The 14,570-nt window shown below is 70.0% G+C and carries 16 protein-coding genes and 1 pseudogene; 10 read left to right on the top strand and 7 right to left on the bottom strand.

The window, feature by feature from the left end; genetic code table 11:
• Positions 1–17: 17 nt before the first annotated feature.
• Both ACH414_RS31400 and ACH414_RS31395 read right to left on the bottom strand, forming a co-directional pair.
• Positions 18–704: a class F sortase gene (locus ACH414_RS31400; RefSeq protein ID WP_382544441.1), complete on the bottom strand. Its 687-nt coding sequence runs from the start codon at positions 702–704 to the stop codon at positions 18–20.
• A gap of 91 nt (positions 705–795) precedes the next feature.
• Positions 796–1,632 (bottom strand): DUF4397 domain-containing protein, encoded by an 837-nt coding sequence (locus ACH414_RS31395; protein WP_382544438.1) that lies wholly within the window; start codon positions 1,630–1,632, stop codon positions 796–798.
• A gap of 595 nt (positions 1,633–2,227) precedes the next feature.
• Between ACH414_RS31395 and ACH414_RS31390 the strand changes: the two genes are divergently transcribed.
• The 7 genes and pseudogenes from ACH414_RS31390 to ACH414_RS31360 all read left to right on the top strand — a co-directional run bounded on the left by ACH414_RS31390 (position 2,228) and on the right by ACH414_RS31360 (position 7,406).
• On the top strand, positions 2,228–4,000 hold the full coding sequence (locus tag ACH414_RS31390; RefSeq protein WP_398944441.1) for a lipase family protein: 1,773 nt from the start codon (positions 2,228–2,230) through the stop codon (positions 3,998–4,000).
• A 336-nt stretch (positions 4,001–4,336) separates the two neighbouring features.
• On the top strand, positions 4,337–4,822 hold the full coding sequence (locus ACH414_RS31385; protein ID WP_398944514.1) for a LuxR C-terminal-related transcriptional regulator: 486 nt from the start codon (positions 4,337–4,339) through the stop codon (positions 4,820–4,822).
• A 134-nt stretch (positions 4,823–4,956) separates the two neighbouring features.
• Positions 4,957–5,517 (top strand): RNA polymerase sigma factor, encoded by a 561-nt coding sequence (locus tag ACH414_RS31380; RefSeq protein WP_382544432.1) that lies wholly within the window; start codon positions 4,957–4,959, stop codon positions 5,515–5,517.
• A 241-nt stretch (positions 5,518–5,758) separates the two neighbouring features.
• A complete protein-coding gene (locus ACH414_RS31375; RefSeq protein WP_398944439.1) occupies positions 5,759–6,010 on the top strand; it encodes a hypothetical protein in 252 nt (83 codons plus the stop codon).
• A 232-nt stretch (positions 6,011–6,242) separates the two neighbouring features.
• Complete coding sequence (locus ACH414_RS31370) at positions 6,243–6,749, top strand: TspO/MBR family protein (RefSeq protein WP_398944438.1); 507 nt, start codon at positions 6,243–6,245, stop codon at positions 6,747–6,749.
• A 60-nt stretch (positions 6,750–6,809) separates the two neighbouring features.
• A pseudogene (locus ACH414_RS31365) lies at positions 6,810–7,115 on the top strand (transposase); the annotation flags it as partial.
• 33 nt (positions 7,116–7,148) lie between these two features.
• Positions 7,149–7,406 (top strand): DUF6221 family protein, encoded by a 258-nt coding sequence (locus ACH414_RS31360; protein WP_382544425.1) that lies wholly within the window; start codon positions 7,149–7,151, stop codon positions 7,404–7,406.
• Positions 7,407–7,500: 94 nt separating this feature from the next.
• On the opposite strand, the gene ACH414_RS31355 is transcribed toward ACH414_RS31360, so the two are convergent.
• From ACH414_RS31355 to ACH414_RS31340, 4 genes are all read right to left on the bottom strand, one after another.
• A complete protein-coding gene (locus ACH414_RS31355) occupies positions 7,501–8,109 on the bottom strand; it encodes a Fic family protein (RefSeq protein ID WP_398944436.1) in 609 nt (202 codons plus the stop codon).
• Entirely contained in the window at positions 8,096–8,818 is a 723-nt protein-coding gene (locus tag ACH414_RS31350; RefSeq protein ID WP_398944434.1) for a hypothetical protein, read from the bottom strand. The genes ACH414_RS31355 and ACH414_RS31350 overlap by 14 nt, the downstream gene beginning before the upstream one ends.
• Positions 8,819–9,148: 330 nt before the next feature.
• A complete protein-coding gene (locus tag ACH414_RS31345) occupies positions 9,149–9,550 on the bottom strand; it encodes a hypothetical protein (RefSeq protein WP_382544417.1) in 402 nt (133 codons plus the stop codon).
• A 306-nt stretch (positions 9,551–9,856) separates the two neighbouring features.
• Positions 9,857–10,261, bottom strand: coding sequence for a winged helix-turn-helix transcriptional regulator (locus ACH414_RS31340; RefSeq protein WP_398944433.1), 405 nt, complete (start codon positions 10,259–10,261; stop codon positions 9,857–9,859).
• Between the two features lie 158 nt (positions 10,262–10,419).
• Between ACH414_RS31340 and ACH414_RS31335 the strand changes: the two genes are divergently transcribed.
• Positions 10,420–11,292 (top strand): SDR family oxidoreductase, encoded by an 873-nt coding sequence (locus tag ACH414_RS31335; RefSeq protein ID WP_382544413.1) that lies wholly within the window; start codon positions 10,420–10,422, stop codon positions 11,290–11,292.
• 148 nt (positions 11,293–11,440) lie between these two features.
• Here the strand turns inward: ACH414_RS31335 and ACH414_RS31330 are convergent, their stop codons facing one another.
• Entirely contained in the window at positions 11,441–12,808 is a 1,368-nt protein-coding gene (locus ACH414_RS31330; RefSeq protein ID WP_398944430.1) for a glycosyl hydrolase family 28-related protein, read from the bottom strand.
• Positions 12,809–12,987: 179 nt separating this feature from the next.
• On the opposite strand from ACH414_RS31330, the gene ACH414_RS31325 reads away from it, so the two are divergent.
• A complete protein-coding gene (locus ACH414_RS31325) occupies positions 12,988–13,293 on the top strand; it encodes a putative quinol monooxygenase (protein ID WP_382544407.1) in 306 nt (101 codons plus the stop codon).
• 217 nt (positions 13,294–13,510) lie between these two features.
• Entirely contained in the window at positions 13,511–14,497 is a 987-nt protein-coding gene (locus ACH414_RS31320) for a glutathione S-transferase family protein (RefSeq protein ID WP_398944428.1), read from the top strand.
• The last annotated feature ends 73 nt before the right edge of the window (positions 14,498–14,570 follow it).

Raw genomic sequence — 14,570 nt, 5'->3', positions numbered from 1 at the left:
GCCGCCCCACATGGTGGTCACTTCGTTACCTCCACCGCCGTGATGACCAGATTGTTCTGGTAGCCGCCGCGGTCGGGAAGGTAGGGGCCGGCGCACGTGATCAGGGTCAGTACCGCTGCCCCTTCCCGGTCGTACACACCGGAGGTTGCCAGCGCCTTCTTGCCGAGGGTGCGGCGAGCGGTGATCTCGTAGGTCACGGAGGTACCGTCCTCGCGTCCGACCCGTACCTGGTCGCCTCGGCGCACCTTGTTCAGCCCGAACAGGACTCCGAGGCCGAGTCCCTTCGCGTCGACGTGTCCCACGATGACTGACGAGCCCCGGCCCGTTCCCGGAGCCGGGGAGAAGCGGTACCAGCCGACCCGGTCGGGGTCCTGAGGAACCTGCATCTGGCCGTCCGGGGCCACGCCGACCTGCTCGACAGGCGCGCGGAGACCGAGACGGGGAATCGAAAGTTCGCGCGGTGCCGGGGCGGCGGCACTACGGGCGGACGGAGTGGGCCGCTGCCGTGTGGGGGGTGGTACGTCGGCCGGTTTGGAGCGCGAGGCGGCCGTCGTGGTGGGTGAGGGGCCGAAGTCCAGGGCGATGGGGGGATTGTCGGCACGGGCTGTGGCAAGGAAAACAGCCGCTGCCGTCAGGATGACGCCGACGAGGGCTGCGGCCAGCCCGAGAATCCTGCGGTGTCGTCGTGCCCCGGCCATGCTCATGTCCAGCCTTTCCGGCTCCGTCGTCCCGAGCGGTCACCCAGTGGGCGGGCACCGCTCGGGACGACAGAGGCGATCTGAGGGATCCGTCGGGTCAGGCGGCGTTGTCGCGGCGACGCAGCAGGTGGGCGGAGGCGCCCAGGGCCACCAGGGCGCCCAGCGACAGGGCGCCCAAGGTGACGCTCTGGTTGTGTTCGGCCGCGGCCAGGCCGGTCTCGCCGGCGGGGACGCCGGCGGGTGCGGAGTGCATGCCGGTGATGCTCTGGGTCTTGAGGGCGAGGTTCTTGTCCGCGGCGCTGCCCCAGGCGTAGACGATGGTGTTGGAGCCCTCGGCCAGTTCCAGCTGGGCCGGGCCGATCGCGACCGTGTCGGTTCCGGCCAGGACCACGTCGGCCGACACCGTGCCCGCAGCGACTTCGCCCTTGGCCTCGTTCGGGTTCTCCAGGTTCTCGAAGACCGCGGTGCCGTCGGCGCGGACATCGACGGCGGGCGCGGCCGCGACGTGGCGGACGGTGACCCTGGCCTTGCCGGCGGGAACCTTGGAGGTGTCGTTGACGAACGCGTCGAGCGCGGGCTTGCCGTCGGCCGTCAGGTGCGCGACGAGCGTGGCGTTGGCTCCGGCCGGAACCTCGACCGTCTTCTGGATCGCGGGGGTTCCCTTCGGGCCCTCTCCGTCCTTGAAGATCTTGATGTCGTACGAGCCGGCATCCAGCTTCAGCGGGTCGGTGAGCGTGCCCGGCTTGAAGTCGGGGAGCAGTTCCTTGTCTCCCGCGTAGACGTCCACGGTGAGGCCGGGGACGGCGTGCAGCACGGACACCGTGGCCTGCTCGTCGGTGGCCTGCGGCTGAGCGATGGCGGAAGTGGCTCCGGTGACCGACAGCACGACGGCGACACCGGTGGTGAGAACAGCACCTGCAGAACGAGCGTTCATGACGATCATCCCCATCATCCGGTCGAGAAGAACTCGAACCCTGTGTGTGGGGAGGCATTCCTCAGCACCATCCCGATCGGTTTCACCCGAGCCTGAAATCTCTGCGAGCACTCGGGATCACCGGTCGCGCCACCGATCCATGCTCAGGGGCAGGGTGACGCCAGGGTCGAGGCAGATTTCCTGTGCCCTCGGACGGCCGGGGACCCGGGCCCGCCGCTCCACGCCGCCTGAAGACCCGAATGTTCCGGGTCGCTTGCGAGCCGACTCGGTACCTGAGCTACGACGGACGTGCCTGCAGCCGCATACGCCTGCCCAGCCTGCGCACCGCATCCTGAAGCGATCAGCCGGCGAGTCCCGGCGGAGGGTGGCTGCAACCCACAGCTCGGGCTTCGGACACACCTGATCAGCTGATCTCTGAGCACCGGACTGAGCTCCGCCTCACTTACCGTGCTGCCGGGCCGTACGGCACGAAGTGCGTGGCCCGAGACGTCATGTGATTCTCACACCGTCGTGGTGTGCGAGGCGTCGCCCGGTTCTGCGGGGTCGCGATGGTCGGACCGTCGATGGGTCCGTCGTGGTGCGAAGGGAGCCGTCCATGGACGAAGGCGACGGGCTCGGAAGGCGGCTTGGGCGGGGGCTCGAGCGGGTGCCGTGGTGGGGCGCGGCCATGCTTGGTGTGCTGTGTGTTGCGGTGGGGCTGGTGCTGCTGGTCCGGCCCTTCCGGTCGCTGACGGTCCTCCTCATCGTGGTGGCCATCGCGGCTGGGGCGACGGGGGTGACCGCTGTGGCGGAGGCCGGCCGCTCGCCGCGACGGTGGATGGGACTGGCCGTAGGCGGGTTGTGGCTGGTGCTGGCCGTCGTCATCGTGGCGGTGCCGGCGCTCAGTCTGGGCCTCTTGACCGTATTGGTCGGCGCCGCGCTCGTGGTGGAGGGGATCCTGTCGATCACCGGTGCGCTGCGGGAGCGGAGTGACGCGCGGGCGGCGGCGGTGCTTCAGGGCGTGGCTGGGATCGTCTTCGGAGTCCTTGCGCTGGCCTGGCCGGATGTGATGCTGCTGGTGGTGGCGGTGGTGTTCGGCGCGAAGACGGTCCTGTTCGGCTGCAGCACCCTTTCCGCCGCTGTGCGCCGCGCCCGCGGCACGTCCGCTCCCGAGCGTTCCCGGAAGCGGTCGCGTTGGGTACGGACGGTGGGCGCGGCGCTGTCGCTGCTGCTGGCGGTGGCCTTGGCGCTGGTCAGTGCGGCCGTGCATCGTGGTGAGCCGTCGGTGACCGCCTTCTACGCGCCTCCTTCGAGCGTTCCGGACCGGTCCGGGCAGCTGTTGCGCAGCGAGGCGTTCGACCGGGATGTCCCGGCCGGGGCCGTCGGCCGGCGGATCCTCTACACCACCTCACGCGACGACGGCCGACCGGCGGTGGCCTCCGGAATCGTGCTCGCTCCACGCAGCGGCCCGGGGGCACGTCCGGTGGTGGCGTGGGCGCACGGCACCACCGGCGTCGACACCACCTGCGCCCCGTCGCTGCTGAAGCACCCGTTCACGGCCGGCGCGCTGCCCGCCCTGGACGGCGTCCTCGAAGCGGGATGGGCCCTGGTGGCCACCGACTACGTGGGGCTGGGCACCGAGGGGCCGCACCCGTATCTGATCGGGCGGGGCGAAGCGCGTTCGGTCCTGGACGCGGTACGCGCGGCCCGACAGCTCGACACCGTTGACCTGTCGGACGAGACGGTGGTGTGGGGCCACTCACAGGGCGGCCATGCCGCCCTGTGGACGGGACAGATCGCCGATTCCTACGCTCCCGACGTACCCCTCGCCGGGGTCGCGGCACTCGCACCTGCCAGCGATCTGACAGCACTGGTATCGAACCTGGACACCGTACCGGGAGGGGCGATCTTCGCCTCCTACGTGTTCGCCGGCTACCGGGACCACTACCCGGATGTGACCGCCGCGGGGTATCTGCGGCCCGCGGCGCGCGTGCTGGTGCGCGAGTGGGAGGACCGGTGCCTGGCGGAACCCGAGGTGTTCGTGTCGATCGCCTCCTCCCTCATGATCGACAAGCCGGTCTTCTCCCGCAGCCCCGTCACCGGTGCCTTCGGGACGCGCCTGCGGGAGAACACCCCGCGCGGCCGCATCCCCACGCCTGTGCTGATTGCGCAGGGGGAGACGGATCAGCTGGTGCTGCCCGCGGTCCAGCGGGCCTACGCCGAAGCGGCCTGCGCAGCGGGGAACCGGGTGGACTACCGGACCTACCCGGGCCTGGATCACACGGGCGTCGTCGGGAACGACTCGCCGCTGCTGGCGCAACTTCTCGCCTGGACGGCGGACCGGTTCCAGGGCCGTCCCGCACCCACCACCTGCCCGAGCCGGCCATGACCATGGTGAGCCCGGCTGTCCTGAGTACAGCGACCACGGAGTGGGGGCCCGTCGGTGTGTGGGCCGTGGCCGGAGCTTTTTCCTGGCCGTCGCTGTAGCCCTGGCTGCGGCGGCCGGCACTCTTGAGCGGCGACGCCGCCCACGACCTCGTCTCTCCTTGGAGCCGCACCAGCCGTGCTGCGCACTGGGCAGACAGCCGAGGGGCGGGAGGTCCTCCGGGTGCGGCTCGCGGTGGACAACGACGGCCCGACTCCGGCGCGCGGCTGCACAGGACGGCTGCTGTCGGTTGTGGCCGCCGGCGGGCGGCCTCGCCTCAGGCCAGGTGAGAGCCATCGGATGACTCCGCAAAGACCGGGTGGCGACGTCGACGAGTTCAGTCGGATGCTGAGGACGGTGGCCGACGGCGGAGCGGCTGTCGACCCTGAGGCAGTGCGGCAGTTGATGCAGCGGCAGCGCGATCCGCTCCGCCGCCTGTCGCCGAGGGAGCGTAAAGTGCTCGCCTTGATCGCCGAGGGGCATTCGAACGCGGCAATCGCCCCGCATCCCCACCCCGACCCGACCGAAGCAGGTGTGGGTAAATACATCGGCAATCTGCTGGCCAAGCTGGGCCTGCCGGTAAACAACGACACCAACCGGTGTGTGCAGGCAGTTCTCACGTACCCGAAAGGTCGGCAGCCGGGATCTCGGGCATCTGGCCCAAGGCCACCCCGCGGCGGCGACCCCTCACGCCCGAGCGTCGCTCCAGGGCCGGACCGCCGACAGGACCGCGGCCTCCGCGAGGGCGGGTTCTCCGACGTCGCACTTCACGGGTGGCCCGCATGAATGGCGAACGTTGGAGCCTTGTGTTCCGCTGGGGCCGTGGGCATCACTTCGCTGCGGCCTCGTCCCGAGGGACCCGATAAGGCCGCCAGCATCGCGACCCCGTCCCTATCCCCGGATCTGTCCGGAGACGACTGGTGCCCCAGAACTCCCCCGCGCCTTCCTGTGTCCACTGCCCGGATCAGCACGACGGCGAACCGCCGCACGGCGACATCGTGCGTGAGGCCTTCGACGCGATCTATTCCGACTGGTATCCCTCTGTGTTGCGCTGGGCCCGACGCCGTTGCATCGATCTCCATGATGCCGAGGATGTCGCCCAACAGGTCTTCGTGGAAGTCTGGTTGCATTCCGGAAGATACTGCCCGCGTCGCGGGAGCCTCGGTCCGTGGCTGCACGGCATCACGGCTCACAAAGCAGTCGATTCGTCGAATGCGGTGGTTCGCCGTTACGAGGGGTTGCGTCGCCTGAACCGAGGGCCTGCCCCGGAGAGCGCCGACGGCTGCGCGCGAGCGGTCGAACGCCTCGGCATCGTCGGCCAGATGGCCGTCCTGCCGCCCGAACGCCGTGAGATTCTCTTCCTCGCGTACTACTTGGGACTCACCCAGTCCGAGATCGCAAGGCGACTGGGACTCCCCCTCGGCACGGTCAAAAGTCACACCAGAAGGGCGCTGCATTCGCTCTCCCGCACTCTGTCCTGAACGCGCATGATGCTCGTCCCCGCAAAAGCCGAGAAGATGATCTTTACGTGCGTGGCGGCGAGTGCGCCAAAGATTCCGAGTCGTGGATGCGTGACCCTTCTGCCCTCGTGTCCGCGTGCCTCCTGTCGGCCCGTCGGCCCTGGAGCCGAGAACTGTCGGCTTCGGTGAAAAATAACTGAATCCAAGAGTCTCCAAAGGCGCGAAGTGCTGGGTGGAATTCGAAAAACCCCTAGGAGGACTGATGATCGTCAAGAAGCTGCACGAAGCCGGGATCAAGAGTGAGCACGCCTACCTCGCTGCGGTTGGCTCGATCGGGCTGTCGCTTTTTTCCTGGGTCGCCTCCAACAAGCAAGAGAACCTTGAGAGGGCGGACCGATGGGGAATCTTCGTGGGCGAATGGGCGCCCACCTTCTTCGCGCTGGGTCTCGCCCTGGCCAACTACGAGCGGAACGATCTCGCGACCGAGGCGCCACGCTACGGCGGCGATGCGTGAGCTACCCCCTGGCTCTCGGAGTGCAAGGTCCCGCTGGTACGCGACACGTACTACGTCCGTCGGCCTCCGCGTAGTGCGGCGCCCGGGCGGCGTGGCCCCTGGCGAGGGCTTGGTGAGCTCGGGCAGACGGGCGTGGTGGAGCGAGCTCGGGGCAGACGGGCGTGGTGGAGCGGTATGTGTGGGCCCCGGATCGTTCGGCGGGCAGTGACAGACGAAGGAGGAGTGCCTCCCCATGCGACTGATCAGCGAGGGGGCGGGCCCCGTTGCCTCGCCCAACCCGTGGAAGCGCTACTCGGTGGCCTCTGTCGTCGTGGCAGCGTCCGCGGCGGCCGGTTCGGCTGCTGTCGATGCCGACAGCGACTGGTACCGGGGGCTGAGCAAGCCCGTCTGGCAGCCTCCCCCGTGGGCATTCGGCGTGGTGTGGACGCCGATGTACGCCTCGATCGCCTTCGCCGCAGGCCACGCGCTCGGCCGCACCCGAGGGCGCGAGCGAGTACGTACCGCTGCCCTTTTCGGTATCAACCTGACACTCAACGCGGGATGGACCTGGCTCTTTTTCCGTCAGCGCAGCCCGCGGGCTGCGCTCGTCGGGACGCTGCTGCTCGACCTCTGCAACGCTGGACTCATCCGTCAGAACGCACGGACGGACCCGGTCGCAGCCCGCGCACTCCTGCCCTATGCCGCCTGGTGCGTCTTTGCCACGGTCCTGAACGGCTCTCTCAGCCGCCGCAATCCGTGACCGACCGTCGCCACGCGGAAGCTCCCGCTCCCTGCCGCACGAGGACTCATCGTGCCGACGCCGCACCCCGTCCTGACGGACCGCGCGTTTTCATCCCGGGCGATCCGGAATTACCTCCGCCGACGCGGGATCCGCGCTGTCATCCCCCAGCCGTCCGACCAGGTCGGCCACCGTCTGCGGCGAGGCCGCGCCGGCGGTCGACCGCCAGCTTGCGACGCCGAGGCATACAAACAGCGCAATGCCGTCGAGCGGTGCATCAACCGACTCGAGCAGTGGCGCGGCCTGGCCATGCGAACGGACAAGCTCGCCACCGCCTACCAGGCCGCACTCCACCTCACCGCCATCCTCATCTGGACAGCCGCTTGACCGCCGAAGCACCTTGCCCGCGAAGATGGCCACATGGACGATCTTGTGAAGTTCCTCGTCGCACGCATCATGGACGACAACCACGCCTACGCCTACGTGGCCGAGACCCTAGGCGGCGAGGCTCTTCTCGACAGCCATCTCCCCATGCTCGACCTGACCGAGCAACTGGCGCACGACTACAAGGCCATGGACCCGTCGGACTCCCGCTCGGCCGGTCTGGCATACGCGCTGCGAGTCCTTGCCCAGTCATACGCCGAGCACCCCGCCTACCTCCGGAAATGGCGCCCATAACCTTTCAGGGAGACAAGACCTAGGGCCCGACACCAGCACGGACGGACGGGACGCGCGGTTCGGATCCGGGCGGCGGCCGCATCCCGCGAACGGTTCAGCGTCGGCGGCGGTTGAGCACCCCGATGAGCGTGGCAAGGTCGGCGGCACCGGCCGGGTCATCCGCGTAGCGGGTGGTCTGGAGGGGACCGACCTCGGGGAGGACGACGTCCTCCCGCGCCAGGACATAGACCAAGGCCAACAGCGCGGCTCGGGCATTGCCATCGGTGAAGGGGTGGAAGAACGCCACGTCGAGATAGGCGCGGGCCGCCCGGGCCGCCAGCGGGACGTCCGGGTCGGTCGTCTCGTTCAGGCAGGAATCGAGGTCGGCCCGCGTGTGAGGGGTCAGACCGTAGCGCTCGCGGCCGGCCTTCGCATAGGCGTCACTCACGCGGAACGGTGCCCCTGCTTCAGCGAGGACTTCACGTTGCCAACGGGCCAGCAGGGCGAAGTTCAGGGGGGCCTGGCGTGCGGCGTCCTCCCGGGCCAAGGTGTGCGCGGCGAGCAGACGCTCCGCGCGCATCGGGTCGCGCCGACGCACGGATCCCTCGCACCAGGACCGGAACCCGTCGCGGCCGGCCGGGACCCGCTGCAGGGCCGGTGAATGCCGCCAGTCGACCTCACGGCGTACGCGCAGCCAGGCCGAGAGGCTGTCAGTAACGGTCATGGTGCCTCTCCAGCGCTTCCCACTCGCGGTGGTCCCGGTACGGGGCGTGACCGGTGAGGCCGACGGCGAGGTCCTCGCCGACCGACTCGATCAGACCCCGCTCCGGGTGGACCCAGCTCTTGAACCGGCCGCCGATCGCCCGCTCCACCGCGCGCGCGGCCTCGGCCCGGTCCATGCCGGTGCTGGTGAGAAACCAGCCCAGGACGATCGAGGTCTGGCCGCGCCAGGCGTTGTCCGCGCCCGAGTCCATGGTGTGGGTCACGAGCCGGACGCAGGCCCGCTCCAGGTGCCAACTGCGGTCCTCGGGTGAGGCGTCCGGTGGCGGCGCCAGTTCGGCGAAGCGCTGGGCCGTCCGCTCCAGCCACTCCCGCCACTCCAGCAGCGCGGCCACGACACGTGCCGCGGTCTCGTCGGGGGTCGTCACCGAGCTCGACCCACCGGTCCAGTTGCCGATGGGACCGCCGCTGTAGTGGTACCAGTTCCATCCCCAGGCCCAGGTGCCGTATCGCTCTTGGATGATCGCGTCCACCTGGCTCTCGCACCAGCTTTCCCCCTGCCACCCGCCGGCCATACCGGAGAGCACAGGCGGCACCCACTCGCGGACCAGCGAGCGGAGGTGCTCGTCCTCCTCCTCGTCCCAGGTGAACGGGTGGCGGGCCGGATCGCACTGTTCCCAGTCCCGAATGCCCCCGTAGGTAATGCGGGGCACGCGGTTGTCCGGGAAGGGCAGGGTGTCACGGTTGTACGTCAGGGCCGGCCACGCTTCCTGTCCGATGTGATCGGCTGATCAGTCTCGGCTCACTGCCCCTGGGAGCGCCAACGGTTTTCGGGCCCCCGGCGCGGCGCCGGCAATCCGCCCGGATCGATGCGCTGTGGCCGCGAGGGGTACCGCCTCGTGCGTCTCCGGTCCTCCTGGGATGACGACGGTGAACACACAAGTGCCTGACCGTGCCCCACGGCCCGGCTTCCCTGGTCCGCGAGACGGAAAGGGGGACCGGGCCGCAGGGTTACGGGTGTTGGTGCGGTTGCTTGGCGGGTGTCAGTAGTCGATCTGTCCCGAGACGCGGGCGGTGCCGCTGAACTGCAGGAAGAACTTGGTGCCGTCGAGGACGTCGGTCGCAGCCGTGCCCCAGCGGCCTGCGGTCAGGGGCTTCCAGCCGTTGCAGTTCCAGCTGGTTCCCGACTTGAAGCAGGTGCGCACGGAGCGCGTCGCGTCCAGCTTCAGGTTGATGTCGTTGCAGCGCGTGGTCGTGGTGAGCCAGGTGCCCCGCGCCGGGTAGTACGAGGGGTCGCTGGAGCCGGTGCCCGCGTAGCTGGTGAAGCGCGGTGCGTCGGCCGTGCACGCCCGCGCTGCGGCTAAGTCCGATGCGACCGAGGCCGTGGCCGTTCCTGTCGCAGCGGCGCTCAGGCCGCTCGCGATCATTACGGCGGTGGCCGCCATGGACGCGATCTTGTGGTGATTCCGCATCATCCGATCCCTTCCGCCAGCGCACAGGGGCGCGGCTGACAGCGACGTGAGAACTGTTGCGGGATTCATGTTTCCGGTGGGGCCAAAGAGGGCGGAACCCCGAAATTGGACAGTCCGGTTGTGGCCTCCATCGTCACGTTTCAGCCTCGACCGCCGCGGTCCGGTCGCGGACTACTGAGGTTGAACTCGTGATGTCGGCGGGTGGCTTGGGCGGGTCTGATTGCCGGGGCCGGTCCCGGCGAGGCGGCCGCCTGTGACCAGACCGCCGGCCGCCGCTGATCACCTGGTGCGCTCGGTGCGGGCGTCGTACTCTTCGCGGGCCGTGATGACTTCTTCGATGTGCAGTACGGACCACTCCGTGAGCGCCTTCAGCGGTTCCCTCAGCGTCTGGCCGAGCGCGGTCAGCTCGTACTCCACGTGCGGCGGCACCTCCGGGTAGACGGTCCGGCTGATCAGCCCGTCGCGTTCGAGGGTGCGCAGCGTCTGGGTGAGCATCTTCTCGCTCACGCCCGCCAGCGCCTGCCGGAGCCGGCCGAACCGCGAGGTCCCGTTCCGGCCGAGTTCGCCGAGCACGAGGACCGCCCACTTGCTGCCGATCTGGTCGAGCAGGTCCCGCGACGGGCAGCCGCGCTCGTACGGGTCGAATGACGGCATGGGCCCGGTCACATTCTCGACAACGGCCATACGGCTCACCTCGATGCTTTCGCTGAGGTAAGTACCGTACCAAGAAGTGGTTACTCCCCAGCAGAGAGTGTGCAGGTCATTCTGTGTTCCATCCCGCGGCGGACGGACCGCGGCGGACGGACCGCGGCAGGCGTGCAGGGCACGCGCGGAAGGAAGGAATGACCATCATGCCGATCGTCGTCACCGGAGCCACCGGCCAGCTGGGCAGGCTCACCGTGGAGGCACTGCTGCGGCGCGGAATCCCGGCTCCGGACATCATCGCGACCGGCCGGGACATCGCCGGGATCAAGGATCTGGCCGACCGAGGCATCACGGTGCGCCGCGCCGACTTCGCGGACACCGACGGCCTGGCCGAGGCGTTCGCGGGGGCGGACAGGCTGCTGCTGGTCTCGGCCTCGGTCCCCGTGGACGAGCGGGTCGCCAACCACCGCCGTGTGATCGACGCCGCGGCGTCCGCAGGCGTGTCGCTCGTGGCGTACACGAGCACGACGCACGCGGACACGGCCACCACCGTCATCGGTGCCACGCACGGCGAGACCGAGGCGTATCTGCGGGACCGCGGAATCCCCAGCGTGCTGCTGCGCAACGGCTGGTACCTGGAGAATTACACCAGCCAACTGCCGCAGATACTGCAGAACGGCGCGGTCGTCGGCGCCGCGGGCGAGGGGCGGATCAGCGCCGCGTCCCGTGCCGACTACGCCGAGGCCGCAGCGGTCGTCCTCACCTCCGAAGGCCACACCGGCGCCGTGTACGAGCTCGGCGGCGACGAATCCTTCACCCTGACTGAGCTCGCCGCCGCGATCACCGCTGCGGCCGGAGAGCAGGTCACCTACGCTGACCTCCCGGTGTCCGACTTCGCCCGGCTACTGGCCTCCGCGGGCCTGCCCGCCGAGCTGGCGGAGGTCCTCGCTGACGCCGACCGCGGTATGAGCCGCGGCGAGATGTACACCGACTCCGGCGACCTGCGCCGCCTGATCGGCCGCCCGCCCGTGGCCCTGGCCGAGGCACTCGCGGCCGCCCTGCATGACTGAGGTCGAACGCGTGATGCGGTCGGGTCGCTCAGGCGGGGAGGGCGCCCGGCGGCGAGGTCCCGCGACGGGGTCGGCAGCCTGGCGGTGAGCGGTTCCGGGCGTGGCGGGGACGGGGGAAGGCGCGCTGCCGCCTTCCCCCGTCAGGTGGTCACGCGTTGAGCGCTGACCACAGCCACTGGCCGCCGACCCGCACGTAGAGCCGCTTGTTGGCGGAGTCCACGGCCATGGTGCCGTCCAGTGGCTGATGGGTGAAGGAGGCGTCGGTGACCGGGCCTGGCACCAGGCGCAGGGGCGGGTTCGGCGCGTTCTTGACGGGGATCGTTCCGGTCGCCTGGGCGCCGATGGTGCCGTAGCTGTTCTCCACCCGGAAGTCGCCGGTCGAGGACTGCTCGTAGTAGATGTGGGTGCCGGTGGGCGCCGTGGTGTACATCCCGACGACGTTGCGCAGCACGGCGGTGGAGCCCGGGCCCGAGTAGAGGGCGACGCCCGCGTTGATGGTCGCCCTGTCCCGGTTGGCGATGACCACGTTCTCCAGCGCGCTGGAACTCGCCGCCCAGCTGATGATGTTCCGCGCGGTGGCCGGGGTGCCCGCCGCGAAGTCGCCGGCGTAGCAGTAGATGTTGGTGGCGTAGACGTGCCTGCAGCCCGCGTCGGTCTTCAGGTGCGGGCCGCCCTGCATGCGGGAGGTCTCGAACTTGCAGTCGGTGATGTAGATACCGTTGGGGTTGTTGGTGGTGACGGCTCCTTGGCCGATCCAGAGCGCCCCGGTGCCGAAGGCCTCCAGGCGGCAGCCGATGAAGTGGATCTGGTTGATGTTGTCCTTGCTGTGGCCCCAGGCGCCGTCGGTGGCGGAGGAGGCGTTGCGCAGCCAGATGTTGGGCTGGGTCGTGCTGCCGGTGGTGCCCGTGCAGTCCTCGATGACCAGGTTGTAGAAGCGGGAGTCCCAGAACTCCACGGCGTCGACGCACATGTCCCGGTTCGAGGTCATGAAGACGTCGCGGAAGTACGAGTTGTTGTTGTAGTAGAGCTCCAGCAGCAGACCGGTCTTGCCGTTGCCGTTGAAGCCGAGGTTCTCCACCGAGCAGTAGCGGCGGTGGGTGGCGCCGGTGGAGTAGGCCGCTCCCGTGCCGGACATCCGCAGCAGGATGCCGTCGCCGCCCTTGACCAGCATGGCGGCCTTCGCCCCGGCGCCGGTCAGGCGGGTGCCGTCGCCCTTGACGGCCAGAGCGGGTGCACCGCCTGCGGGCTTGACCAGGTACTTCCCGGCGGGGAAGTACACGGTGCCTCCGCCGGCCGCGGCCGCCGCGTCGAGCGCGCGCTGGATGGCGGCGGTGTCGTCGGCCGAGCCGTCGCCGACCGCGCCGTGCGCCTTGACGTCGAACCAGTCGGACGGTCCTGTGGCGACCGTGGTCGCCGCGGCGGCTGTTCCGCCGCCGGATATGAGCGCGGTTCCCGTGAGCCCGGCCACTGCTCCCGCCAGCAGCGCACGGCGGGCTGCCCTCGGCTGTTCGGTCATGGTCTCCCCCTTGGAAATGACGGACAACGCCGATGATCTTGCCATCCGCCGGCAGCGAATGACGGGTTCCATCCGGGAGGCCTTCACAGGCGGGGCCACCCGTGGGGGCGGCGAGGTGCGGCGCGTTGTCGCGGGCGGCGGGCAGACATTGGATCGCGCGGCCCCGACACGATGCCCGAATGGAGCACGCCATGCCCAAGGTCACCGCGATCGCCCTGCTCAAGGCCGCGCCCGGCGCCGAGGGCAAGGTGCGTGAGCAGGCCCTGTCCCTGGTCGCGCCTTCGCGGGCCGAACCGGGCAACATCAGCTACCAGGCCTACGTCCACCCGGACGACCCGAGTTCCTGGCTCGTCTTCGAGGAGTGGGAGGACCAGGCCTCGTTCGAGGCGCACCTGTCGAGCCCGCACCTGACCGAGGCACTCGCTGCCGGCCCTGGACTGCTGGTCGGCCCGCCGACGGAGCACGTGTTCACCGCTACGGAGTGACCGGCGCCCCGCGGACACGGCTCTCGGCCGACACAGGCGCCGGCCGACGCGGTTGCGAGGTTCCCCTCCCCCGCCGTGGCGCGGGCGCCCACGGAGGTGTCGCCACCGCAAGGGGAGAGCGCCGGGCCCTCCCCTGGGGGGCGGCAACACGGTCAGGCGTAGTACCGGTCGGAGCGGGTACTCGCCCCTGCACGGCAGGGACCGGAGGTTCGGAACGATGACCGGTGACGGCTCCTACGAGCGCGACCGCACATACCTCACCACCCGGATCACGGCAGACGGACGCGACGGCTGGCCCGTGGAGCCCGGGCGCTACCGGCTCATCATCGCCCGGGCCTGCCCCTGGGCGAACCGCAGCGCGATCGTCCGGCGCCTGATGGGCCTGGAGGGCGTGCTCTCGATGGGCATCGCGGGGCCCATTCACGACGAGCGCAGCTGGTGCTTCCACCGGGACCCGGGCGGCCGGGACCCCGTCCTCGGCATCGAGTGGCTGCGGGAGGCGTTCTTCCGGCGCCAACCGGGCTACCCCAGCGGCATCACCGTGCCCGCGATCGTCGACGTCCCCAGCGGCGCCGTGGTGACCAACGACTTCGAGCAGATCACCCTCGACCTGGGCAGCCAGTGGGCGGCGTACCAGCGGGAGGGCGCCCCGGACCTCTACCCGGAGCGGTGGCGCGACGAGATCGACGACGTGGCCGACAAGGTGTACCGGGACGTCAACGACGGCGTCTACCAGTGCGGCTTCGCCGGCAGCCAGAGGGCGTACGACGCGGCGTACCGGCGCCTGTGGGAGCGGCTCGACTGGCTGGAGCAGCGGCTCGGCGAGCGGCGCTACCTGGTCGGGGACACCCTCACCGAGGCCGACGTGCGCCTCTTCCCGACCCTGGTGCGCTTCGACGCCGTCTACCACGGCCACTTCAAGTGCAACAGGCAGAAGCTGACCGAGCTGCCGGTCCTGTGGGCCTACGCGCGGGACCTGTTCCAGACGCCCGGCTTCGGGGACACGATCGACTTCGCGCAGATCAAGGCGCACTACTACGTCGTCCACCACGACATCAATCCGACCGGGATCGTCCCCCAGGGCCCCGCCACGCGCGCCTGGCTCTCGCCCCACGGCCGCGAGCAACTCGGCGGCCGTCCCTTCGGCGACGGCACACCGCCGCCACCCCCGCCCCCGCACGAGCGCGTACCCGCCCTCGCGTGACGCCGCGCGGCCCCGGGCGGCCCGCGACGGGATCGCGTACGCGGGGTGACGAGAGGTGCGCCGCGCCGGCAGG

The organism is Streptomyces sp. NPDC020422 (assembly GCF_044386705.1).
Classification (GTDB): Bacteria; Actinomycetota; Actinomycetes; order Streptomycetales; family Streptomycetaceae; genus Streptomyces.
The sequence above is the reverse complement of the archived record's forward strand: the minus strand, read 5'-3'. Positions and strand labels throughout refer to the sequence as shown.

Coding starts and splice junctions, on each gene's coding strand:
- ACH414_RS31400 (WP_382544441.1), bottom strand. CDS start 704: ATGAGCATGGCCGGGGCACGACGACACCGCAGGATTCTCGGGCTGGCC.
- ACH414_RS31395 (WP_382544438.1), bottom strand. CDS start 1,632: ATGAACGCTCGTTCTGCAGGTGCTGTTCTCACCACCGGTGTCGCCGTC.
- ACH414_RS31390 (WP_398944441.1), top strand. CDS start 2,228: ATGGACGAAGGCGACGGGCTCGGAAGGCGGCTTGGGCGGGGGCTCGAG.
- ACH414_RS31385 (WP_398944514.1), top strand. CDS start 4,337: ATGACTCCGCAAAGACCGGGTGGCGACGTCGACGAGTTCAGTCGGATG.
- ACH414_RS31375 (WP_398944439.1), top strand. CDS start 5,759: ATGATCGTCAAGAAGCTGCACGAAGCCGGGATCAAGAGTGAGCACGCC.
- ACH414_RS31370 (WP_398944438.1), top strand. CDS start 6,243: ATGCGACTGATCAGCGAGGGGGCGGGCCCCGTTGCCTCGCCCAACCCG.
- ACH414_RS31360 (WP_382544425.1), top strand. CDS start 7,149: ATGGACGATCTTGTGAAGTTCCTCGTCGCACGCATCATGGACGACAAC.
- ACH414_RS31355 (WP_398944436.1), bottom strand. CDS start 8,109: ATGACCGTTACTGACAGCCTCTCGGCCTGGCTGCGCGTACGCCGTGAG.
- ACH414_RS31345 (WP_382544417.1), bottom strand. CDS start 9,550: ATGGCGGCCACCGCCGTAATGATCGCGAGCGGCCTGAGCGCCGCTGCG.
- ACH414_RS31340 (WP_398944433.1), bottom strand. CDS start 10,261: ATGGCCGTTGTCGAGAATGTGACCGGGCCCATGCCGTCATTCGACCCG.
- ACH414_RS31335 (WP_382544413.1), top strand. CDS start 10,420: ATGACCATCATGCCGATCGTCGTCACCGGAGCCACCGGCCAGCTGGGC.
- ACH414_RS31330 (WP_398944430.1), bottom strand. CDS start 12,808: ATGACCGAACAGCCGAGGGCAGCCCGCCGTGCGCTGCTGGCGGGAGCA.
- ACH414_RS31325 (WP_382544407.1), top strand. CDS start 12,988: ATGGAGCACGCCATGCCCAAGGTCACCGCGATCGCCCTGCTCAAGGCC.
- ACH414_RS31320 (WP_398944428.1), top strand. CDS start 13,511: ATGACCGGTGACGGCTCCTACGAGCGCGACCGCACATACCTCACCACC.